Here is a 21,333-nt window from a genome sequence, read left to right on the forward strand (position 1 = left end):
CTATTCTGTATCTTCTTTTAGGATTGTTTTTTGGGACACTCTAAGTTTCACAAGTATAGGATTAGCTATATAAATTGAAGAATAAGTTCCAAATACTACACCCATTATCATAGCTAGTGAAAAACCTTTTAATATTTCTCCACCAAATAAATAAATTGAAACTAAAGCAAGCAATGTCGTGACTGATGTAATTATAGTTCTAGAAAGTGTTTCATTGATTGAGATATTTGTAAGTTCATAAATCTTGATATCAGAAAACTTTCTTAAATTTTCTCTAACTCTGTCATAAATGACAACGGTATCATTCATTGAATAACCAACTATAGTTAAAACGGCGGCAACTATTGATAGATTTATTTCCAAACTAAATAGTGAAAAAAGACCAAGTGTTATAATGACATCATGAAATAGGGCTAAAATAGCACCTAAGCTAAATTGCCATTCAAATCTTATCCATATGTAAAATAACATTGCAGCTAGAGATAGTGCAATTGCAATAATACCAGACTTTAATAATTCAGAACTAACTTTTGGACCTACATTTTCAACTCTTCTGAAATTAAAAGAACTCCCCAATGAAGATGTTAAATCTTTTTTAATAACTTCTATAGCATTTGCACTTGTATCTTTTTTCTCTATTTTGATTAAAAAATCATTTTCATTGCCAAATTTTTTAATATTAAAATCTCCTAATTTCATTTTGTTAAAAGATTGCCTTAAAGAAGTAACGTTAATATTTTTATCGTTAGACCTTAGTTCTATTAAAGTTCCACCTTTAAAATCTACGCCAAAATTAAGTCCTTTAAAAAATAATAATAGAACAGATGCAATAACTAAACTTAAAGAAATTAGATTAAATAGTTTATAAAATTTATTAAAATTAATCATTATATTAGTTTAGTCTTTTCTTTATTTCTAACGACATAAAGGCCAGTAAGCATTCTTGCAATAAAATAAACTGAAAACAGTGTTGTAAAAATTCCTACAGCTAAAGTCACAGAGAAACCTTTAACTGGTCCAGAGCCCATAAAGAATAAGATTACAGCTGCAATTAATGTAGTTATATTTGCGTCTATAATTGCAGTTTTTGATTTCACATAACCTGTATCAAAGGCTATAATATTATTTTTTTCTTTCTTGCATTCTTCTTTAATTCTTTCAAAAATTAACACGTTAGCGTCAACTGCCATACCAACCGTTAAAATGATACCTGCTATTCCAGGAAGTGTTAATGTTGCTTCAAATAAAGTTAAAATACCGACTAAAAAAAATAAGTTAATTAATAGTGTTATGTTAGCAATTAGACCAAAAATTCTATATTTAACAAACATAAAAATTATCACTAATAAGAAACCAATCATAAGGGCGATAACTCCTGCATTAATTGAATCTTGACCAAGGTCAGGTCCAACTGTTCTTTCTTCGATAATGTTAAGTGGCGCTGGTAACGCTCCTGATCTTAGAAGTAATGCCAAGTCTGTTGCAGATTGAAATGTAAAATTTCCACTGATCTGACCATTTCCACTTGCTATAGTATCCCTTATTACTGGAGCACTAACAATTTTACCATCTAGAACAATTGCTAATTGTTTGCCAATTCCTGTACTAGTTGCTTTACCAAATCTTTTTGCCCCCACTCTATCAAGTGTAAATGATACTACTGTTTCGTTGGTTTGATTATTCATTTGTGGTTGAGCATCCAATAAATTCTCACCATTTAAGATTATTCTTTTGCTAACCATTGCTTCGCTAGTTCCATCTTCAAATTGAAGCATTTCAGTACCAAAAGTGTCATTATTATTTTGAGTGACAAATCTAAATGTTAAATTTGCAGTTTTTCCTAAAAGTGATTTGATACGCATGGGATCATCAAGACCAGGAAGCTCAACTAGAATTCTATTATTACCTCTTTTCAGAATATTGGGTTCATTTGTACCTACTTCGTCAACTCTTCTTCTAACTATTTCTATAGCTTGATCTTGTGAAGATGTTTTAATTTCAATAAGTCCATATTTTGATAGAGTTAGCGTAAATTCATTATCTTGAATATTTACATCAAACTGATGTGATTTGTATTGAAAATAATAAGGGTTAATATCACTTTCTTTATCAAGAAAAAAAGATTGAACCAACTCAATATTATCATTGGGTATACTGAATATTATTTTTTTATCTTCAATTCTTAGATCGTTAAAAGATATTTTCTTATCTTTTAAAAAATTTCTAATAACAGTTGTTGTATTTTGTAATTTTTGAATTTCAACGGGTTCATTATCAATTTCTAGCAAAAGATATGATCCGCCTTGTAAATCTAAACCTAGATTTATCTTTTTAGAAATAAAACTGTCTTCAGGGTTTTGAAAATTTGATGCAGCAATAAAAATAAAAAAAATTGATACTAAAGAAACTAAGGTAATTCTTAATTTGGAAAAGTATAACACTTTAGTAAAATGTTATTTTTTTACTTCAGGGGAGTTAAGTAATCCTTGAATACCTGTAGATTTAATAATTTCTACTTTAACGTTGTCAGCAATTTGCACTTCAACTTTTTCATTATCAATAATTCTTTCAACTGTCCCTATAATACCAGCAGAAGTTACAACCTTATCTCCTCTTGATAAGTTTTCTACCATGGCTTTATGCTCTTTAACTTTCTTTTGTTGAGGTCTTATTAAAAAAAAGTAAAAAATAACAAAAATTAAAATTAGTGGTATAAATTGGCCTATTCCTTGATCCATAATTCTCCTTAATTAAAGTGAATTCTTACAACATCTATCTAATTAAAACAACTTTAAATCTTAACGATTTTTTCAATATTATTCATGTAAGGCTTTAAAGCTTCTGGCACTAGAATAGACCCGTCTTCTTGTTGATAATTTTCTAATATAGCAACTAATGTTCTACCAACTGCTAAACCACTGCCGTTTAAGGTGCCAACAAGCACAGTTTCTTTTTTTTCGTTTTTATATCTGGCTTTCATTCTTCTAGCTTGAAATGATCCACATGAAGAGCAACTTGAGATTTCTCTATATTTATCTTCTGATGGAAGCCACACCTCAATATCAAAAGTTTTTTCAGCACTAAAACCCATATCACCAGTACATAAAACAATTTTTCGGTATGGAAGTTTTAGTAAATCTAAAATTTTAGTTGCACAATCAGTCATTCTATCAAGTTCTGGTAAGCACTTATCAATTTCAACAATACTCACCATTTCAACTTTGTAAAATTGGTGCTGTCTAATCATTCCCTTAGTATCTTTACCATAACTTCCAGCTTCTTTTCTAAAACAGGGTGTTGAGGCAACCATTCGCATTGGAAGTTTTTTTTTATCAATAATTTGGTCTTTTACAATATTGGTTAAAATAACTTCAGCAGTTGGAATTAAAAATTTTCTGTCACTAGAGTCGTCTAATTTAAGTTCAAACTGGTCATTATCAAATTTAGGTAATTGTCCCGTACCATACATAGTAGCATCTGTTGCAATTAATGGCGGGGATATTTCTTCATAACCATTAGTATTCACATGTGTATCAAGCATAAAATTTGATAAAGCTCTTTCTAGCATGGCCAATTTATCTTTTACAAAAACAAATCTTGAACCAGTAGTTTTCGTTGCTAGATCAAAATCAAGCATGTTTAAGTCTTCACCTAATACATAATGTGATTTAGGTTTAAATTTAAAATTTGGTATTGTTCCTGATTTAGAAATTTCTACATTTGAGTTTTCATCTTTACCTGTAGGAACGTCTGGATGAGGTATATTTGGTATTGATGACAAAATTGTTTCCAATTCATTTTTAACACTAGCTTGTAATTTACTAATATTATCTATTTCAACAGTTATCTTTTTTGATTTTTCAAAAAGTGATTGATCTTTAGACTTTGAGATATCTTTTTTTTCTTTTTCAAGTAATTCTCTTTGTTGGATGTACTCTCTATTATTCTCATCCAACGATAAAATCTTATCTACATCTATTTCTATAAATCTTTTATTCAAAGCTTTTTTAAAAGCCTCAACATCATTTCTAATTTCTTTAATATTATGCATTTTTTTTATTTTTCTTATCAATAATGTTTACAGAAAATATAGATAATTCATATAAAATCAATAATGGTATTGCTAGTCCAATTTGAGTTATGGGATCAGGTGGTGTTAATAGTGCAGCTGCAGCAAAAATCATTACAACGACATATTTTCTTTTTTTTCTAAGAAATTCAGCATCAACAATACCTACTCTAGCTAATAAGCTAAGGACAACAGGTAACTGAAAACTTATACCGAATGCAAAAATTAATTTCATAACCAGAGAAAGATATTCGCTAACTTTAGCTTCCAATTGAATGGGTAATCCTGTTGAAGCTCCTGTACTCTCAAAAGAGAGAAAAAACTTAATAGCTAGTGGCATTATTAAATAATAAACAAGCATGCCTCCTAGAAAAAATAATATAGGCGTTAAAACTAGATAAGGAACAATTGCAATTTTTTCATGCTTATAGAGTCCTGGTGCAATAAATTTCCATATTTGTACCAATATATAGGGACATGTAACAAAGAATGCTGCAAAAAAAGATACCTTTAAGTATGTTAAAAATGTTTCCTGCAAAGCTGTAAAAATTAACCTTCTATCAGTTCCACTTTCATTTACTGCTTTAGCAAAAGGCTCAACTAAAAAACCATATAAATGTTCTGAAAAAAAATAACATCCAATAAAAAAAATGAATAAAAAAATAAAAGAATGAATTAATCTTTTTCTAAGTTCAGTTAGATGGCTTACAAAACCGCCTTCATTTTCAGATTTTGTCATTATCTTTTTTTTCTTCTATAGGTTTTTCTATTTCATTAGAATTGATATCAAGGTCAGCTACCTCATTTTGTATATTGCTAATATATCTTTTTGTGGTTCCAATCCACGAACCAACTTTTTTTAACATATAGGGGAAGTCCTTGGGTCCAATAACAATGATTGCAACAGCAACTACTATTAAAATCTCAAACCAGCCAATAGTGGGCATTTAATCTATTCTTTGTCTTTGCTATCTTGATTATTTTCTGAAACATTTTTAGGCTCAGGTTCGTCTGTAATGTCTGTAGCCATACCTTTTTTAAAACTTTTTATACCTTTGGCTACATCGCCCATTAAGCTAGATATCTTGCCTCTACCAAATAAAAGTACAACAAGAATAACTACGATTGCTATTTGCCAAATTCCAATGCTCATAATATTTTATACCTCTTTTAAATTTATTTTTAAAGTAACTTTTTACTTTTCTTCGTCTGGACTTAGTGTTCCACCTAACATCTCATCGATATTTTCATAAATATCCTCTTTTTTTTCAACTTGTTTCTCTTTGTAAAATTTACCAGTACCAAATATTGCATTATCAATATTTGAGCTATCAATAAGACCGGCAGATCCCAATTCGTCAACTGTAGGTAAATCAGACAATTTTTGAAGACTAAAATGACTTAAGAAATCATCAGTTGTTCCATACTGAATTGGTTTACCGGGTACATCTTTACGGCCTTGTGGTTTTACCCAATTTAGCTCCATTAAAATCTCAAGTGTGTTTGTTCCAAAAGCAACACCTCTTATTTCTTCTATTTCAGCTCTAGTAACAGGTTGGTGATAAACAATTATTGCTAATGTTTCAACTGCAGCTCTTGATAATTTTTTTTCTACAGTTTTTTCTTGAGACATAAGGTTCGATAAATTTTCAGAAGTTCTAAAAGACCATTTATTAGAAATACAAACTAGATTAATTCCTCTTAATGAATATTCTTTTTGTAATTTCTGTAATGATTTTAAAACATCAATTTTTTTTGAAATTTTAGATTCGATAGTGTCAATATCTAATGGTTCAGCAGCAGCAAAAATTATTGCCTCAACTTCTCTTTCGCCATCATTCATTTTTGATGGGAAAGTAACTATATTGTTATTTGTTTCTTTTTTTATTTTTGTCATTTTAATTCTTTAATATAAATATCATCAAATAAGTTTTCTTGCTTTATAGTCAGATTGCCCTCTTTAACCAGCTCTAAGGAACCAGCAAAAATTCCTGCTTTACCGGTTGTTTTAAATTTTGAGCCACTTTTAAATGAAGAAGGTATTAGTTCATTAATATTTCTCCAATCAATTAATTTACCAAAGAATTCTTTTATTCTTTTGATGCCATCTTCAGTGGTAAAAACTGGAAGTTTAGGAATATTCATCCTTTGAAAATCTTTGGTCATAATAATTGAGGAATAAGATTTTAAAAGTTCGTAAAGATTTAGTTTATATTCAGTACTATATATAGATCGTATATTTCCTTTAATTCCTCTAGTTCTTATTTCTCTACCAAGTCTTTTTCTTTGTAACATTTGGTCAGAAAGTAATCTAATCAATTCTAATTTTTTTAATTGTAATTTTAATTTTTCAGCAACTTCTAAAACTTTAAATTCTTCTTCTGGATTTCCTGGCAACAAAAGTTTTGATTTAAGATAAGTTAACCATGTAGCCATCAACAAGTATTCTGATGCAGATTCTAGATTTAGATTTTTTTCATTAGTAATATAATTGTGAAATTGATCAGCCAGTAATGTTATAGAAATATTCTCAAGATTAACTTTTTGAGCTTTTGCCAAATCTAATAACACATCAAGTGGGCCGTTATAATTATCAAGATCTACATTAAAGTTTTTAGAATCAGAATCGGCCATGACAAATATTAGCTTATAATCTTATAAAATTGTGATGTTTTTTTTTTAATAAACTTACTTATAACTGGTGAATATAGGGCTACATCATTCATTTCTTTTAAATTTCCATTACAATGAAGAACTAAATCACAACCTGCACTAAAAGATTTCTTTGTATTAATTGCTATAGAGCCTTTTAAACTTTTCATTGATATATCGTCGGACATCAAAATATTTCTAAATTTAATTAGATTTCTTATTAATTTTATAATTTTCTTCGAATGTGTTGCGGTATTAACTTTGTCAATTTTTTTATAAATAAGATGTGCTGTCATTGCAAATAAACTGTTTTTATTTTTGAATGCCAAAAAGTCATGATTATTTAAATATCTTAATTCCTTATTGATTGTAGGAGTTTTTTTATGACTATCGACCTTTGCTAAACCATGTCCTGGTATATGCTTTATCACAGTGGCAATTTTATTATTATGAAACTCTTTAATACAAATATCTCCAATTTCTGAAACAATCTTTGCATTGTCTGAAAAGGCTCTGTCACCAATTATTGCACTTGATCCTTTGGATCTAACATCAAGGACTGGTAAAGTATTTATGTTAATTCCTACATTTTTTAATAATAAGACAGTTTTATTGATAAACTTTTTATATTCGATATAAAATTTTTTTTTATCTTTAAGATAAAGATTACCAAAAAATTCTCCAGTAAACTTATCTGCTTTAAAAAATTTTTTTAATCTATTAACTCTACCACCCTCTTGATCAATTAAAATAGGATATTTTTTATCATTGAATATTTTTCTAATTTGACCTGTTAATTTTTTTAATTGTTCAATATTTTTAATATTTCTTGAAAAAAGTATTATTCCCCAAGGCTTGTGTTTAATTAGAAATTTTTTTTCACTAGTCAATAATTTAGTAGATTTTAAACCAACTATGAAACTTTTACGATTATCCATCATTATTAATTAGTTCCCAAAACTTGTAATTCTTTTTATTTTTATCTATGGTTTTTTCAACATATTCAACAATATCAACAGTATCACTTTTAAGTATAATAAGATTGCGAGAATAATTTTCAGTTTTATCCTCAATATTTTTCAAAGATCGGTATGAATTTTTTTTATTTTCATTTGAAAAATAATATTTGAAAGATAGAAAAAAAAATAAAATTATAACAATCAAAAATAAAAGATATTTAAGTTCTTTTAACATTACATTTTTTGAGGAGTGTCTACTCCAACAATATCCATTCCAGATTTGATAACATTAGATATAACTTTTAAAAAAACTAATTTATCATTTGAAATTTTCTTTTGTTCGTTAATAAACCTTTTTGATTGATCCTCTTTGCCCATATTCCAATAAGAATGAAATTCTGATGATAGTTCGTAAAGATAAACTGGTATTCTGTGGGGTTCAAGTCTTAGACTTGCAGCTTCAATACACTTAGGCCATTCTGCTATTTTTTTTAATATCTTTATTTCATCACCCGTATATGCAAATTCGTAATCTTTTATATTCAAATCATTTTCTATATTAAGATTTACGTGTCTAAAGACAGATGATATTCTAGCATAACAGTATTGGACATAATAAAGTGGGTTATCTTTAGATTTTTCTTTAACTTTTGTAAAATCAAAATCTAACTCTACATCGCTACTTCTATTAAGCATAATAAATCTCGTGGCATCTTTACCAACTTCGGCTATCAAGTCTTCAACTGTTATATAGTCACCTTTTCTTTTTGACATTTTAAAAGGTTTTCCATCTTTAATTAATTTGACGAGTTGACTTACTTTACAAATCAATTTTTTTTTATCTCCTGATAGAGCTTCAACGACAGAAGTTATCCTTTTAATATAGCCAGCATGGTCAGCCCCTAATATATTAATAAGTGTATCGTAATTTCTATTTAATTTATTATCATGATAGGCAACATCACTAGCAAAGTAAGTCCACGATTTATCAGACTTTTGAAGTGCTCTATCTTTATCGTCACCAAAATCTGTTGATTTAAATAAAAGTTGCTCCCTTTCTACCCAGTTTTCATCATCTTCACCTTTGGGAGCCTTAATTTTTCCACTATAAACAAGCTTTTTTTCCTTTAATTTATCAATTGCTTTCTGAACTTCATTATTTAAGACAATATCAGTTTCACTTGTAAATCTATCGTGCACTATTCCAAGATTTGATAAATTATTTTTAATCAATTTTAAAGATTCTGAAACCGATAATAAAGTTAGTTCTTTTGAAACATTTTCAAATTTATCAAATTTTAAAACTTTATTAGATTTTATAATATTTTTAGCAATACCAACTAAGTAATCACCAGGATATAAATCAGAGTTTTCAATTGGGAATTTTTCATTAAAAAGTATTTCCCTAATTCTAAAAAAAACAGATTTTGTAAAATTTATGATTTGATTACCATAATCGTTAACATAATATTCTTTTGAAACATCATGCTTGTTAAAAATTAATATATTTGAAATAACATCTCCCAATATTGCACCTCTACAATGTCCAACATGAAGAGGGCCAGTGGGATTAGCTGAAACAAATTCTATAAGATATTTTTGTTTTTTTTCTTTATTATTGACACCGTAATCCTTGTGATTTTGATTAATACTTTTAATAAAATTATTCCAATATATTGTCTTAAATTTAATATTAATAAATCCTGGTTTTGCTGCAGAAATAGATTCTATTTTTTCATCTTCATTTTTAATTAATTCAATTAAAATATTTGCAATATCAATTGGAGATTTTTTATTAGCCTTAGAGAGCACCATGGCTACATTGGTTGATATATCGCAGTCAAAATTTGATGGTGGTATATCTACATTAATTCCATTTAAAGATTCAGGTAATTCTAAAGAACCATCTTTATTAAGCTTTTTAATCAAGATTATTATTTTATCCAAGTAGAGATCAAAAATGTTCATTAAATACCTTTATTTAAATTGATTGCATATCTATCTGTCATACCTGAGATAAAATCAGCTATTGCTCTATTTAGATCATTCTTTAATTGATCATCGTTTAAAAATTTTTTGGGCTTATTCTTAATTTTATAAAAGAGTTTATTAATAATCTTTTTTCCATGATTATTTTTTAATAATACTTTTTTATTGTTATACATTTTGCTTCTAAGGAAAAACCTAACTTCTTTTTCAATTTTAAGAAATTTACTTGAAAAACACACTATAGGATCATCTAAGTTATAAACATCTTTTAAAGATTTGACTTTATTATTTTTTAAATTATTTTTAGTATTCTTAATTAAATCTCTAACCATTAAATCAATTGAATCTCGTATTATTTGATATATCAAAATATCTTTATTGTTGTTTTTAATATTATTTTTGTGTGATTTATAAATATCTTTAAAAAAATTAATTTCAATCAAGTCGTTTAAATTAAACATTTTAGCTCTAATTCCATCTTGTATGTCATGATTATTATAAGCAATGTCATCTGAGATTGCTGATATTTGAGCTTCCAATGAACCAGAGTTAGTAAAGTTTATTTTATTCTTAAAACTTTTTAATCCAATCAACCTATTAACTGTGGAGAGATCATCAATTGCGCCATTGTGCTTTAATAATCCATCTAAAGTTTCTAATGTTAAGTTCAGGCCTTTAAATTTAAGGTATTTATGCTCAAGAAACATAACTATTCTTAAGGTTTGAAGATTGTGGTCAAAGCCTCCAAAGTTAACCATACATTCATTAAGAGCATCTTCTCCAGCGTGTCCGAACGGAGTATGCCCTAAGTCGTGAGCCAAACTTAAGGTTTCAGCTAGATCATCATTTAAACCTAAATGTTTAGCTATTGATCTTGCAATTTGCGCAACCTCAATTGAATGGGTAATTCTAGTTCTAAAATGATCCCCTTCTGTGTTAACAAAAACTTGTGTTTTATGTTTTAACCTTCTGAATGAGGCACTGTGAATAATTCTATCTCTGTCTCTTTGAAATGGAGTTCTGTAAAGTGAATTAGCTTCTTTAAAAATACGACCTTTGCTTTTAGATAAAGCTAAATTTGAGTAATTATTCATACTTTAAATTTAATAAATTGATATTATATTAGTATTATCAGTGTTGTTATATGATTAAAGAAATTAAATTTACAGATAAAGCTATAAAACAGATTAATAATTTGTTGTCTCAAAAAGATCCAGGGTCATTTTTTAGAATCGCTATTAAAGGCGGTGGTTGTTCAGGTTTTCAATATGAGTTTACTTTTGACAAAAAATTAGAAGCTGACGACTTAAAACATGAAAATATTCTTATAGATAAAACTTCAGCAGACTTATTAAAAGGTTCAGAAGTGGACTTTGTTTCAGAACTAATTGGCGATCAATTCAAGATCACTAACCCACAAAGTAAATCTTCTTGCGGTTGTGGTGTTTCTTTCTCTATATAATGATTATTACATCTTGGAATGTTAATTCTGTTAGAGCAAGAATTGAAAATATTAAAGAATATCTTCAAAAATTTTCTCCAGATGTTGTTATGATGCAGGAAATTAAAACACAAGATGAGACTTTTCCCTATGATGATTTTTCAGCATTAGATTATGAGAGTCATGTATTTGGACAAAAAAGTTATAATGGTGTTGCTATTATATCCAAACACAAACTAGAAAATGTTAAAATAGATTTGATTAAAGATAAATTGAAACAATCTAGGATTATTTCAGCTGAACTAAAGCATAAAAAAAAAAATATTCAACTGATTAATATTTATACTCCAAATGGTAATCCTGTAGATACTGATAAATACACTTATAAAAAAAACTGGTTAGATAAATTAATTAAACAATTAAAAACTCTTTCAAAGAAAAATGAAAATATTATCTTAGCTGGAGATTTTAATATTCTTCCCTCAGCTGAAGATGCTTATAATATTAAAGGGTTTGAAGATGATGCTTTATACAGACTTGAGATACGAAAAAAATTTAGAGAAATGATTAATCTGGGTTTTCATGATGCCTACCGTCACATTCATGGTGAAAAGGAAGGCTATACTTATTGGGATTATATGAGAGGTGCTTGGCAGAAAAATAATGGATTAAGAATTGACCACTTCTTAGTATCAAATTCTTTATTAAATATAGTAAAAAATGTTAATATTAATAAAGACCCAAGAGGAAAAGAAAAACCCTCTGATCACACACCTATTGAAATTGAATTAGCTTAAAGATTTAATTTTATTAACGAGTTCTTCATTAATATTTCTTGGTCCTTTATTTAATCTATTTTTATGTCTTCTTTCTCCTGGAAGCCTAACACCCTCCATAGCTGACATTTTACTAAAAAATTCATCTGCGTGTTTATCCCAACCTTTACTAGAAATTTTATCTGGTGAGATTGCCATGATAAATTCACCTCCACTTGGGGGACCACCATCGTTATTATCTTTTGCAGCAGTTTCAAAACTAAAATTTTCACCTATTAATGCTCCAGCTAATAATTCAACCATCATTGCAATACTAGATCCTTTATAGCCTCCAAAAGGAAGTATAACTCCACCATCAGCTATTTCTCCAGGATCGGTTGTTTCTTTACCCTCTTTAGTTAAACCCGTTCCAAGGGGAACTTTGTGCCCTTCTCTTTTTGCAATTTGAACTTCACCCATTGCCATTGAAGCAGTTGCCATATCATAGACAACAGGAGTTTTACCAGGTCTAGGCCAAGCAAAAGAAATTGGATTTGTCCCATATAAAGGTTTAGTAGCACCCGCTGGTGCAACAGCTGGTTTATAAGATGTGCAAGCAATACCAACAAGTCCTGCTTCAGCAATAGCTTCAGTTTCAGGCCAAAGGGCTGCCATGTGATGTGAATTTTTTATGGCAAGAACTGCTACACCATTTTTTTTTGCTAATTCAATAACTGCAGGTAATCCTAAACTTAAAACCATAGGAGCAACTGCATTGTTGCCTAGTACTTTAATAATACTTGGAGCAACATTTTCTAATTCGGGTCTTGCCTTACCATTAATCTTTTTACTTTTTAAGCCTGCTACATAAGCTGGTAATCTAAACAAACCATGAGAAACGGAACCATCTCTTTCAGCTCTCATAATAGTATCCGCTAGAATACTAGCATTTTCCTCATCACAACCATTAGCTAATAGTGTTTTTTTGGCTAGTTCTAAAATTTCTTTTAATGTTAAGGGAACTGTACTCATCCCAATATTAAATATTATTTATGCTTGCTTTTCAAATCTTTTTTTAGATCTTCATGATCACCAACAACATTATGGTATTGGCTTTTCGTTACATATTTTTCTAAAAAAGGTACCGCTAATAAAGGTAAGAAGCCTCCAAGAACAATTCCAAAGGCAGCACTTTTTAAATTTGGATCAAGTAATGCTGCTATAAAGTCTGCTATAATATGAGCTAAAACTATTCCAATTATTCCAGCAATTGCACCATTAGAAACTAATTTCAAAAAACGGTTTATGCTCCAACCTGAATAAAAACCAATTAATGGTATTAACGTATGAACAAAACCAAATACAAATCCTCTTAATATTCCATATTCCTCTATAAGTTCTTCTAAAAAGTGAAGAAATTCTGGTAATTCATGTGCGTGTTCCATTAGTTACATCTCCTACATATCGTTGAGACTTCAAGCTGAAAATCGCTGAAGTCATATTTTTTGATTGGGTTTTTTTTAAATATTGTTTCAAATAATTCTGATTTAAGCTCTTCTGTGTCTCCACAATCTCTACAAATAGCTATAGATGGATTATGCTTAACATGCTCATGACTACACAATACATAGGTCTTATTTTGATTAGATTTATGTATCTTATCTTCTTCAATTAGTTTTTTTAAAGATCTGTAAACAGCCATTGGCTGTATCTTTTTAAATTTTTGAAATTTATCTAATATTTCATAAGCCGTTAAATGCTTTTTAGATTTCTTAATTATATCAAAAACTATATCGTGATTATTCATTTTGTTATGTTATAACATAACATTTTTTTATGTCAATACCCCAGTAATAAAGGTTTTTGTTTGTTCTATAATTGTAATAAATTCCTAACAAAACTTACATTTAAAGGAGACTATGCTTATAAAAAAATACCTAAAATGGATCAGCACTGCTTTAGTATTAACTGGAATATTATTAACTAACTTAAATATCTACCCTATTAACATCTACTTCCATGGTCTTGGAGTTATTGGTTGGACAATAGCTGGTTTTATATCAAAAGATAAAGCTATATTAACAAACTTTGGGTTACAGATACCATTATTTTTAATTGGAATTTATAAAATTATTTTTTAGGATCAATTGAACTGAACAAGCTGTATCTTATATCTTTACGTAGCTGTATTAATTTTATTTAGCACGACCATACACATCTTGAAACCTGACAATATCACCTTCTTTTAATATCGATCCAACTTGTGCTTCAATAATTTTAACAGGTTTGGTGCCTTTATTTTCAATTCTATGAATTGCTTCTAATGGAATGAATATATGATCATTTTTTTTTCTAAAAAAACTATCTTTATTAAGTGTAATTTTAGGCGTTCCTTGAGTTACAAACCAATGTTCTGATCGATGATGATGTTTTTGTAAACTTAAAACACCTTTAGGCTTAACAAATAGTTCTTTGATTAAAAAACCTTTACCTTCGAATAAATTAACGTACCTACCCCAAGGCCGGTAATAAACATTTTTTTTCTTATAATATTTATTCTTATTTTTATCATACATTTTTAAGATCTCTTTCCAGCTGCCAAGATCTGACCAAGGAATGTCTAATTTAATAGCATTAATTTGCTTGGTTTTTTCTAAAATTGCATAATCAAAAGATTTTGCTGTAGCTTTTTCAAATGAAGCTTTATTTAAATAATAAGTGTTATCTTTAAGTTTAGCTTTTGAAACAGCATTAAGACAATTTTTATATATTGTAGGTTGGTATTTTTTAAAGTTATTTATTATTGAATCTTTTCTCAAAAAAAACATACCAGAATTCCAATAACCTTTTTGTTTAATGACTTGTTTAGCTTTAGCTTCTATTGGTTTTTCAATAAATTTTGTTACTTTATTAATATTTCCTTTAATTTTTTTTGTTAAAAAATAACCATATTCACTTGATGGAGATGTTGGTTTAATCCCAAAAATGAAAATATTTTGATCTGTTAATTTGGTTTTATTCTTATTAATTGCTTTATTAAAAATACTACCTTTTTCAATTAAATGATCTGCTGCAAAAAACATTAAGGGTTGTTCATTTGGAATTTCTTTAATTAATGCTGATGTAAGAATTGCTGGTGCTGTATTTCTTTTAGCAGGTTCTAAAACAATTTTATATCTACTTAACTTATGTTTTTTAAGATGTTTTTTTACTTCTTTTAAATATTTGAGATTTGTACTTATGATCGGCGCATCAAAAGTTGAAGATTTAACTCTTTCAAGAGTTTTTCCTAATAAAGTCCAATTACCAAAATCAATAAATTGTTTAGCTTGATGATTTTTAGAATTAGGCCAAAGTCTAGTTCCTGCTCCGCCACATAATATAACGGGTCTAATTTTCATTAAATATCAGCGTAAACTTTTACTTCTTTTCTTTTACCAGGATGTGTTGGTGCACCTAAATAAGCGGGACCTACTGTTTGAGCATATTTCCAAATAGTACCAGATCCAAAGCTTGATTTTTTTGCTTTCCACTTTTTATGTCTTGTGGCTAATTGTGATTTAGTTAATCTAACGTTAATAGTTCCTTTTTTAGCATCTATATCAATTACATCACCATTACGTAAAAGAGCTAAAGGACCGCCTAAGGCCGCCTCAGGGCCAACATGACCCACACAAAAGCCTCTTGTGGCACCTGAAAACCTTCCATCAGTAATTAAGGCAACCTTCTCACCCATACCTTGACCATAAATAGCACCCGTTGTTGAAAGCATTTCTCTCATACCAGGTCCCCCAACTGGTCCTTCATAACGAATGATAATTACATCACCTGCTTTATATTTTTTATTTTGCACACAAGCCATTGCAGCTTCTTCATTATCAAAACATCTAGCTTTTCCAGTGAATTGTAATTTCTTTAAACCAGCAATTTTAACAATTCCACCATCAGGGGCTAAGTTACCTTTAAGACCAACAACTCCTCCATCTGGTGATAAGGGATTGTCATATGCTCTTAGAACTTTTTGCTTAGGATTAAATTTAATATTTTTTAAATTTTGTTTCATCGTTTTTCCAGTAACAGTCATGCAATCACCATGAATAAAACCACCATCAAAAAGAGTTTTTAATAACATTGGAACTCCACCAGCTAACCACATATCTTTTGCAACATATTTTCCACCTGGTTTTAAGTCTGCAAGATATGGAGTTTTTTTAAAAATTTTAGCTACATCCATTAAATCAAACTTAATTCCAATTTCATTAGCTATAGCTGGTAGGTGTAAAGCAGCATTTGTCGATCCACCAGTAGCCGCTACAATTGTTGCAGCATTTTCTAAAGATTTTTTTGTAACAATGTCTCTTGGACGAATATTTTTTTGTAATAAATTCATTACAGTCTTGCCACTTAATAATGCATACTTATCACGTTCTTCGTATGGAGCAGGTGTTCCAGCTGAATAAGGTAATGCTAAACCAATAGCTTCAGAAACGCAGGCCATAGTATTTGCAGTAAATTGACCTCCACAAGCGCCAGCACTTGGACATGCAACCAATTCTAATTTTCTTAATTCTTTAGCAGTCATTTGCCCTGCTGAGTGTTTTCCAACCGCTTCAAATACGTCAACAACAGTTACATCTTTACCTTTGTATTGACCTGGAAGTATTGAACCACCATAAATAAATACACTTGGGACATTTAATCTAACCATTGCCATCATTAAAGCAGGTAAAGATTTATCACATCCTGCAATACCAACCAATGCATCATAACAATGACCACGTACAGTAAGTTCAGTTGAATCAGCAATTACTTCACGAGAAATTAAAGACGATTTCATTCCCTCATGACCCATCGCAATACCATCAGTTACTGTTATTGTACAAAATTCTCTAGGAGTACCACCTGAGGCTCTAACACCTTTTTTAACCGATTGAGCTTGTCTCATTAAAGCAATATTACAAGGAGCAGCTTCATTCCAAGTTGACACAACACCAACAAAAGGTTTTGCTACATCTTTTTCAGTTTCACCCATCGCATAGTAAAATGATCTATGTGGAGCTCTATCAGCACCTAATGAAGTATGTCTGCTTGGTAATTTCTTTTTATTAAATTTTGCCATTATATACCCTTTATAGTTATTGATATTCTCTCAACATCATTTTTTAAATTATTATAATTAGTTTTTTCTTGATCAACAATATCTTTTGGTGCTCTATCAACAAAGCTTTTATTAGCTAATCTTTCTGATATCTTATTCATTTCCTCTTGGTATTTATCTTGTCTTGTAGTTAAGTTTTTTTTGATTAATTTTAAATCAACATCTTCATCAAAATATACTTTAAACAGATCACCAGAAACCATCAATGTAGCCGCTGGTTTGTCTAAATCTTTATTATGTAAATTTCTAATGCGACCAAGTTTTTTAAGAATAATTTCATTATCAATAAAAAATGATTGCTCTTTTTTACTAACAGTTTCTATTGAAATATCTATAAATGACCCAGGGCTTACACTTAATTCATTTTTAAACGATCTTAATTCTGAGACTATACTTATAATCTTCTTTACTTGATTATTAGATGAATCACTTTCAAGCTCTCCAGAAGGCCAATTAGCTAACATTAAAAAGTCTTTACCCGAGTTATCAAATTTATTATTTAGCCAAATTTCTTCAGTCACGAACGGAATAAATGGATGTAATATTATTAATATTTGTCTAAACACATAAGCAGATACCTGTCTTACTTCATCTTTTGCTTTTTCATCTTCTGAAAATAGGATTGTTTTAGATAGTTCTAAATACCAATCACAATAAGAGTGCCAAGTGAATTGATAAGCATTTTTTGCAGCTTCATCGAACCTGTAATCTTTTAGATTTTTTTCAATTTTATTTTTAGTTTCTATAAGTTCAGAATAGATCCATTTATTAATATTAATTGATAAACTTGGTTTTTCATCAATTTTAGAAAAATCACAATTATTGGTAATTAAAAAATTATTTGCATTCCATAATTTATTTAAAAAATTTCTATAACCTTTAACTCTATCTTCAGAAAGTTTTACATCTGTTCCAGGTGATGCCATTGAAAGTAAAGTAAATCTTAAAGCATCTGCACTATATTTTTCAATCAAATCTAAAGGGTTAATTACATTTCCTTTAGATTTAGACATTTTCTGTCCTTTCTCATCTTTAACAAGGGCGTGAACATAAACATCTTTAAAAGGTTCTTTGTCTAGAAACTCCATTCCAAACATAATCATTCGAGCTACCCAGAAAAATATAATATCAAATCCTGTAACAAGTACTGATGTAGGGTAAAATTTATCAACATATTCTTTATCATCAGGCCACCCTAATGTAGCAAAGGGCCATAAGCCTGATGAAAACCAGGTATCTAATACATCTGGATCACGAATTAAATCTACTTCTTTATTGTAGAATTTTTTGGCTTCAGCTTTTGCTTCGTCTTCATTTATTGCAACGAAGATTTTTTTATCTGGCCCATACCATGCTGGTATTTGATGTCCCCACCAAAGTTGTCTTGAGATACACCATGGCTCAATATTGTTCATCCATTGAAAATAGGTTTTTGACCAATTAGCAGGAAAAAAATTAGTTTTTTTAGAGTTAACTATATCTTTAGCTTTAACTGATAATTTTTTTGCATCTACAAACCATTGTTCTGTTAAAAAAGGTTCAATTATCGAGTTAGATCTATCCCCATAGGGAACTTTATTCTTTATATTTTCTTCCTTAACAAAGAATTCTTTTTCTTTAAGTTCTTTTAAAATTCTTTTTCTAGCTTCAAATCTATCAAGGCCAATATATTCTTTGGGGGCATTATCATTAACTTTACCACCTTCAGTAAAAATATTTATGATTTCTAAATTATTTCTTTGTCCAACTTGATAGTCATTAAAATCATGAGCAGGTGTTATTTTTAAAGCACCAGTTCCCATTTCTGGATCAGCATAATCATCTTTGATGATTTTTATTTTTCTTCCAACAATTGGAACTGTTACAAATTTATCAACTAAATGTTTAAATCGATCATCTTTAGGATTTACCGCGATGGCTGTATCACCCAACATAGTTTCAGGTCTAGTTGTAGCTATAGTTATAAAATCACTAGAACCTTCAATTGGATATTGAATGTAATAAATTTTAGAATTAACTTCTCGTTGATCAACTTCTAAGTCAGATATTGCAGTTTTTAAAACTGTATCCCAATTAACTAGTTTTTTATCCTTATAGATTAAACCTTTTTTATGAAGCTCTACAAAAACTTTTAAAACTGATTTTGAAAGATTTTCATCCATTGTAAAAGCATTTCTCGACCAATCACAAGAGCAGCCTAATTTTTTTAGTTGATTTAAAATGATATCACCATGCTCTTCTTTCCATTCCCAAACCTTTTCTATAAATTTTTTCCTTCCAATTTGATTTTTATCAATACCTTCAGTGGTTAATTTTTTCTCAACTAAAGCCTGTGTAGCAATACCTGCGTGATCTGTTCCTGGTTGCCATAATGTTTCGTAATTATTCATACGGTGATATCTAACCAAAAGATCTTGAATTGAATTATTCAAAGCGTGCCCCATATGAAGGCTACCTGTTACATTGGGTGGAGGTATAGCCACTGAAAATTGTTTCTTATTTTTAATGGGTTTAAATAAATTATTTTTTTCCCAATAAGAATAAATCTTATCTTCAACATCTGTATGTATGTATTTGTCGTTACTCATGGTGATAATAAGTTTATAATTTAATAATATGATTTAACAATAATCATTTTGAAAGCTTATTTGGTAGACTAATTTTATATATTTAATATATAAAAGGCTCTCTATTTGTTTTAAATTGAGATGAAAAGGCATCGTGGCGGAATGGTTACGCAGAGGATTGCAAATCCTTGTATCCCAGTTCGATTCTGGGCGATGCCTCCAAAAAAAATGTTGTTTTACTCTTAAAAAAAAGTAAGTTGTGTTTTTAATATTCCTCGGTAGCTCAGTTGGTAGAGCAGTTGACTGTTAATCAATTGGTCGCAGGTTCGAGTCCTGCCCGAGGAGCCAAAAAAATTACTTTCTTTATTATTGATAAATCTTATTAAAAAAGAACTTAAAATTATTAGTTTATTTATATGAAAATATTTAAATTTATTGGGGTCTTAAACTATGATTTATATTAGCCTACTTTTGAAACTCCAATATTTGAAATTTGTAAAGATTTACTAAATTTTAGTTTTTGATCGTTACTAAGTTCAGAATATAATTTAACTAAAAAATTATAATTTACATTCATGTGACCTTCTTGAGATCTTTCTAGATTTATTAAATATTCTGAAAAATCTTCAAAAAAATAATTTACTGGAACTTTTAAATAATTTGCTAATTGAAGAAGTCTTATTGAGCTAACTCCATTAGTTCCTTTTTCATATTTTTGAATTTGTTGAAATGTAACATTAATTGCTTTTGCTACTTTTGTTTGTGTGAGACCTAAAGCTAATCTTCTTAGCTTTAATTTGTTACCTAAATGTTTGTTGAAATTATCTTCCATTAAGACCCCTCTTAAAGTTTGTTTTTAAAAACATATTGAACTAATTTTTGACTGTTATCGCAACACAAAAATTTATTTATTTTATAAAGTTAAGTAGAAAATAACAAAATGTGTCAAGAACTTATAATATAAAATGAAAAAATAAAATTGTTGAACTATAAGCTTTAAAAAGACTTATAAAATTTGGCTTAAGAAAAGTTTAGTACGATCACTTTTAGGATTAGCAAAAAAGTCTTTAGTAGTGGCCTTTTCTACAATCATTCCTTCATCCATAAATATCATTTGGTCAGCTACCTCTTTAGCAAAGCCCATCTCATGAGTTACAACAATCATTGTCATACCTTGTTTTGCTAAATTAACCATAACATCTAGTACCTCTTTAATCATTTCAGGATCTAACGCAGAAGTAGGTTCATCAAATAACATAATTTTAGGTTCCATACAAAGTGCTCTTGCAATGGCAACTCTTTGTTGTTGTCCACCCGATAATTGACCTGGGAATTTTTGAGCTTGATCTAAAATTTGTACTCTTTCAAGGTGTTCTAAAGCTAATTGTTCTGCATCTTTTTTTGGCATTTTCTTTACCCAAATTGGAGCTAACGTACAATTGTCTAAAATAGATAAATGAGGAAATAAATTAAATTGTTGGAAAACCATTCCAACTTCAGCTCTGACTTGTTCTATATTCTTTGTATCTTCTGAAATTTCAGTGCCATCAACAATGATTGATCCTTTTTGATGCTCTTCTAGTCTATTAATACATCTAATTAATGTAGATTTTCCAGATCCAGATGGTCCACACACAACAATTTTTTCTTTAGGTTTAACTTCAAGATTTATTTCTTTTAATACTTGAAAGTCCCCAAACCACTTGTTTACATTTTGAATTTGAATAATTGAATCTGACATAA

24 protein-coding genes and 2 tRNA genes are annotated in these 21,333 nt (G+C 29.1%); 5 read left to right on the top strand and 21 right to left on the bottom strand.

What is annotated here, in order from left to right:
* The 13 genes from secF to AC5SLN_RS03235 are packed head-to-tail and all read right to left on the bottom strand — an operon-like array spanning position 1 to position 10,763.
* Positions 1-888, bottom strand: a complete 888-nt coding sequence (gene secF / locus AC5SLN_RS03175) for a protein translocase subunit SecF (RefSeq protein ID WP_494594127.1) — start codon at positions 886-888, stop codon at positions 1-3.
* Positions 888-2,441 carry a protein translocase subunit SecD gene (gene secD, locus AC5SLN_RS03180; RefSeq protein WP_494594129.1) on the bottom strand — a complete coding sequence of 518 codons (1,554 nt, stop codon included), beginning with the start codon at positions 2,439-2,441 and terminating at the stop codon, positions 888-890. Before secD ends, secF begins: the two co-directional genes overlap by 1 nt.
* Positions 2,442-2,453: 12 nt before the next feature.
* Positions 2,454-2,741 carry a preprotein translocase subunit YajC gene (yajC, locus tag AC5SLN_RS03185; RefSeq protein WP_420887231.1) on the bottom strand — a complete coding sequence of 96 codons (288 nt, stop codon included), beginning with the start codon at positions 2,739-2,741 and terminating at the stop codon, positions 2,454-2,456.
* A 50-nt stretch (positions 2,742-2,791) separates the two neighbouring features.
* On the bottom strand, positions 2,792-4,051 hold the full coding sequence (gene serS / locus AC5SLN_RS03190; RefSeq protein ID WP_494594131.1) for a serine--tRNA ligase: 1,260 nt from the start codon (positions 4,049-4,051) through the stop codon (positions 2,792-2,794).
* Entirely contained in the window at positions 4,044-4,808 is a 765-nt protein-coding gene (gene tatC / locus AC5SLN_RS03195) for a twin-arginine translocase subunit TatC (protein ID WP_006996941.1), read from the bottom strand. The genes serS and tatC overlap by 8 nt, the downstream gene beginning before the upstream one ends.
* Entirely contained in the window at positions 4,795-5,016 is a 222-nt protein-coding gene (gene tatB / locus AC5SLN_RS03200; RefSeq protein WP_020169402.1) for a Sec-independent protein translocase protein TatB, read from the bottom strand. The genes tatC and tatB overlap by 14 nt, the downstream gene beginning before the upstream one ends.
* A 5-nt stretch (positions 5,017-5,021) precedes the next feature.
* A complete protein-coding gene (gene tatA, locus AC5SLN_RS03205; protein WP_006996943.1) occupies positions 5,022-5,222 on the bottom strand; it encodes a twin-arginine translocase TatA/TatE family subunit in 201 nt (66 codons plus the stop codon).
* Between the two features lie 42 nt (positions 5,223-5,264).
* The gene (scpB, locus tag AC5SLN_RS03210) at positions 5,265-5,966 is read right to left on the bottom strand and encodes an SMC-Scp complex subunit ScpB (protein ID WP_011282077.1); all 702 of its coding nucleotides are present in this window, start codon (positions 5,964-5,966) and stop codon (positions 5,265-5,267) included.
* Complete coding sequence (locus AC5SLN_RS03215; RefSeq protein WP_011282076.1) at positions 5,963-6,703, bottom strand: segregation and condensation protein A; 741 nt, start codon at positions 6,701-6,703, stop codon at positions 5,963-5,965. The genes scpB and AC5SLN_RS03215 overlap by 4 nt, the downstream gene beginning before the upstream one ends.
* Positions 6,704-6,711: 8 nt before the next feature.
* Positions 6,712-7,662: a glycoside hydrolase family 3 N-terminal domain-containing protein gene (locus AC5SLN_RS03220; protein ID WP_011282075.1), complete on the bottom strand. Its 951-nt coding sequence runs from the start codon at positions 7,660-7,662 to the stop codon at positions 6,712-6,714.
* On the bottom strand, positions 7,652-7,915 hold the full coding sequence (locus AC5SLN_RS03225; protein ID WP_011282074.1) for a hypothetical protein: 264 nt from the start codon (positions 7,913-7,915) through the stop codon (positions 7,652-7,654). The genes AC5SLN_RS03220 and AC5SLN_RS03225 overlap by 11 nt, the downstream gene beginning before the upstream one ends.
* Positions 7,915-9,648 carry an arginine--tRNA ligase gene (argS, locus tag AC5SLN_RS03230; RefSeq protein ID WP_027306942.1) on the bottom strand — a complete coding sequence of 578 codons (1,734 nt, stop codon included), beginning with the start codon at positions 9,646-9,648 and terminating at the stop codon, positions 7,915-7,917. The genes AC5SLN_RS03225 and argS overlap by 1 nt, the downstream gene beginning before the upstream one ends.
* Positions 9,648-10,763 carry a deoxyguanosinetriphosphate triphosphohydrolase gene (locus AC5SLN_RS03235; protein ID WP_027306941.1) on the bottom strand — a complete coding sequence of 372 codons (1,116 nt, stop codon included), beginning with the start codon at positions 10,761-10,763 and terminating at the stop codon, positions 9,648-9,650. Before AC5SLN_RS03235 ends, argS begins: the two co-directional genes overlap by 1 nt.
* Before the next feature lie 50 nt (positions 10,764-10,813).
* Here AC5SLN_RS03235 and AC5SLN_RS03240 point away from each other — a divergent pair, with 50 nt between their 5' ends.
* Positions 10,814-11,131 (top strand): HesB/IscA family protein, encoded by a 318-nt coding sequence (locus AC5SLN_RS03240; protein WP_006996950.1) that lies wholly within the window; start codon positions 10,814-10,816, stop codon positions 11,129-11,131.
* Positions 11,131-11,907, top strand: coding sequence for an exodeoxyribonuclease III (gene xth / locus AC5SLN_RS03245; protein ID WP_020169398.1), 777 nt, complete (start codon positions 11,131-11,133; stop codon positions 11,905-11,907). The genes AC5SLN_RS03240 and xth overlap by 1 nt, the downstream gene beginning before the upstream one ends.
* Here the strand turns inward: xth and AC5SLN_RS03250 are convergent.
* The 3 genes from AC5SLN_RS03250 to AC5SLN_RS03260 are packed head-to-tail and all read right to left on the bottom strand — an operon-like array spanning position 11,899 to position 13,672.
* On the bottom strand, positions 11,899-12,897 hold the full coding sequence (locus AC5SLN_RS03250) for an Ldh family oxidoreductase (protein ID WP_020169397.1): 999 nt from the start codon (positions 12,895-12,897) through the stop codon (positions 11,899-11,901). The genes xth and AC5SLN_RS03250 overlap by 9 nt on opposite strands.
* 14 nt (positions 12,898-12,911) lie before the next feature.
* Entirely contained in the window at positions 12,912-13,310 is a 399-nt protein-coding gene (locus tag AC5SLN_RS03255; protein ID WP_006996953.1) for a hypothetical protein, read from the bottom strand.
* Positions 13,310-13,672 (bottom strand): Fur family transcriptional regulator, encoded by a 363-nt coding sequence (locus tag AC5SLN_RS03260; RefSeq protein WP_494594133.1) that lies wholly within the window; start codon positions 13,670-13,672, stop codon positions 13,310-13,312. The genes AC5SLN_RS03255 and AC5SLN_RS03260 overlap by 1 nt, the downstream gene beginning before the upstream one ends.
* 112 nt (positions 13,673-13,784) lie before the next feature.
* Between AC5SLN_RS03260 and AC5SLN_RS03265 the strand changes: the two genes are divergently transcribed.
* Positions 13,785-14,006: a DUF6552 family protein gene (locus AC5SLN_RS03265; protein ID WP_006996955.1), complete on the top strand. Its 222-nt coding sequence runs from the start codon at positions 13,785-13,787 to the stop codon at positions 14,004-14,006.
* A 54-nt stretch (positions 14,007-14,060) separates the two neighbouring features.
* Here AC5SLN_RS03265 and AC5SLN_RS03270 read toward each other — a convergent pair whose 3' ends face one another.
* The 3 genes from AC5SLN_RS03270 to AC5SLN_RS03280 are packed head-to-tail and all read right to left on the bottom strand — an operon-like array spanning position 14,061 to position 19,611.
* Entirely contained in the window at positions 14,061-15,266 is a 1,206-nt protein-coding gene (locus AC5SLN_RS03270; protein WP_494594135.1) for a sugar phosphate nucleotidyltransferase, read from the bottom strand.
* Positions 15,266-16,984, bottom strand: coding sequence for a dihydroxy-acid dehydratase (ilvD, locus tag AC5SLN_RS03275; protein ID WP_027306939.1), 1,719 nt, complete (start codon positions 16,982-16,984; stop codon positions 15,266-15,268). Before ilvD ends, AC5SLN_RS03270 begins: the two co-directional genes overlap by 1 nt.
* The gene (locus AC5SLN_RS03280; RefSeq protein ID WP_027306938.1) at positions 16,984-19,611 is read right to left on the bottom strand and encodes a valine--tRNA ligase; all 2,628 of its coding nucleotides are present in this window, start codon (positions 19,609-19,611) and stop codon (positions 16,984-16,986) included. Before AC5SLN_RS03280 ends, ilvD begins: the two co-directional genes overlap by 1 nt.
* Positions 19,612-19,738: 127 nt before the next feature.
* Here AC5SLN_RS03280 and AC5SLN_RS03285 point away from each other — a divergent pair.
* Positions 19,739-19,812: transfer RNA gene (locus AC5SLN_RS03285), tRNA-Cys, on the top strand.
* 50 nt (positions 19,813-19,862) lie between these two features.
* Positions 19,863-19,938: transfer RNA gene (locus AC5SLN_RS03290), tRNA-Asn, on the top strand.
* 112 nt (positions 19,939-20,050) lie between these two features.
* Here the strand turns inward: AC5SLN_RS03290 and AC5SLN_RS03295 are convergent.
* Positions 20,051-20,422: a helix-turn-helix domain-containing protein gene (locus tag AC5SLN_RS03295; RefSeq protein ID WP_018414103.1), complete on the bottom strand. Its 372-nt coding sequence runs from the start codon at positions 20,420-20,422 to the stop codon at positions 20,051-20,053.
* A 174-nt stretch (positions 20,423-20,596) separates the two neighbouring features.
* Complete coding sequence (locus AC5SLN_RS03300) at positions 20,597-21,331, bottom strand: amino acid ABC transporter ATP-binding protein (RefSeq protein WP_018414102.1); 735 nt, start codon at positions 21,329-21,331, stop codon at positions 20,597-20,599.
* Positions 21,332-21,333 lie beyond the last annotated feature (2 nt).

This window comes from Candidatus Pelagibacter sp. PS_31, from assembly GCF_059417865.1.

Excerpts from the sequence above, each read along its gene's own strand:
- secF (WP_494594127.1), bottom strand. The coding sequence starts at position 888 with ATGATTAATTTTAATAAATTTTATAAACTATTTAATCTAATTTCTTTA.
- serS (WP_494594131.1), bottom strand. The coding sequence starts at position 4,051 with ATGCATAATATTAAAGAAATTAGAAATGATGTTGAGGCTTTTAAAAAA.
- tatC (WP_006996941.1), bottom strand. The coding sequence starts at position 4,808 with ATGACAAAATCTGAAAATGAAGGCGGTTTTGTAAGCCATCTAACTGAA.
- tatB (WP_020169402.1), bottom strand. The coding sequence starts at position 5,016 with ATGCCCACTATTGGCTGGTTTGAGATTTTAATAGTAGTTGCTGTTGCA.
- tatA (WP_006996943.1), bottom strand. The coding sequence starts at position 5,222 with ATGAGCATTGGAATTTGGCAAATAGCAATCGTAGTTATTCTTGTTGTA.
- scpB (WP_011282077.1), bottom strand. The coding sequence starts at position 5,966 with ATGACAAAAATAAAAAAAGAAACAAATAACAATATAGTTACTTTCCCA.
- AC5SLN_RS03215 (WP_011282076.1), bottom strand. The coding sequence starts at position 6,703 with ATGGCCGATTCTGATTCTAAAAACTTTAATGTAGATCTTGATAATTAT.
- AC5SLN_RS03220 (WP_011282075.1), bottom strand. The coding sequence starts at position 7,662 with ATGATGGATAATCGTAAAAGTTTCATAGTTGGTTTAAAATCTACTAAA.
- AC5SLN_RS03225 (WP_011282074.1), bottom strand. The coding sequence starts at position 7,915 with ATGTTAAAAGAACTTAAATATCTTTTATTTTTGATTGTTATAATTTTA.
- argS (WP_027306942.1), bottom strand. The coding sequence starts at position 9,648 with ATGAACATTTTTGATCTCTACTTGGATAAAATAATAATCTTGATTAAA.
- AC5SLN_RS03235 (WP_027306941.1), bottom strand. The coding sequence starts at position 10,763 with ATGAATAATTACTCAAATTTAGCTTTATCTAAAAGCAAAGGTCGTATT.
- AC5SLN_RS03240 (WP_006996950.1), top strand. The coding sequence starts at position 10,814 with ATGATTAAAGAAATTAAATTTACAGATAAAGCTATAAAACAGATTAAT.
- xth (WP_020169398.1), top strand. The coding sequence starts at position 11,131 with ATGATTATTACATCTTGGAATGTTAATTCTGTTAGAGCAAGAATTGAA.
- AC5SLN_RS03250 (WP_020169397.1), bottom strand. The coding sequence starts at position 12,897 with ATGAGTACAGTTCCCTTAACATTAAAAGAAATTTTAGAACTAGCCAAA.
- AC5SLN_RS03255 (WP_006996953.1), bottom strand. The coding sequence starts at position 13,310 with ATGGAACACGCACATGAATTACCAGAATTTCTTCACTTTTTAGAAGAA.
- AC5SLN_RS03260 (WP_494594133.1), bottom strand. The coding sequence starts at position 13,672 with ATGAATAATCACGATATAGTTTTTGATATAATTAAGAAATCTAAAAAG.
- AC5SLN_RS03265 (WP_006996955.1), top strand. The coding sequence starts at position 13,785 with ATGCTTATAAAAAAATACCTAAAATGGATCAGCACTGCTTTAGTATTA.
- AC5SLN_RS03270 (WP_494594135.1), bottom strand. The coding sequence starts at position 15,266 with ATGAAAATTAGACCCGTTATATTATGTGGCGGAGCAGGAACTAGACTT.
- ilvD (WP_027306939.1), bottom strand. The coding sequence starts at position 16,984 with ATGGCAAAATTTAATAAAAAGAAATTACCAAGCAGACATACTTCATTA.
- AC5SLN_RS03280 (WP_027306938.1), bottom strand. The coding sequence starts at position 19,611 with ATGAGTAACGACAAATACATACATACAGATGTTGAAGATAAGATTTAT.
- AC5SLN_RS03295 (WP_018414103.1), bottom strand. The coding sequence starts at position 20,422 with ATGGAAGATAATTTCAACAAACATTTAGGTAACAAATTAAAGCTAAGA.
- AC5SLN_RS03300 (WP_018414102.1), bottom strand. The coding sequence starts at position 21,331 with ATGTCAGATTCAATTATTCAAATTCAAAATGTAAACAAGTGGTTTGGG.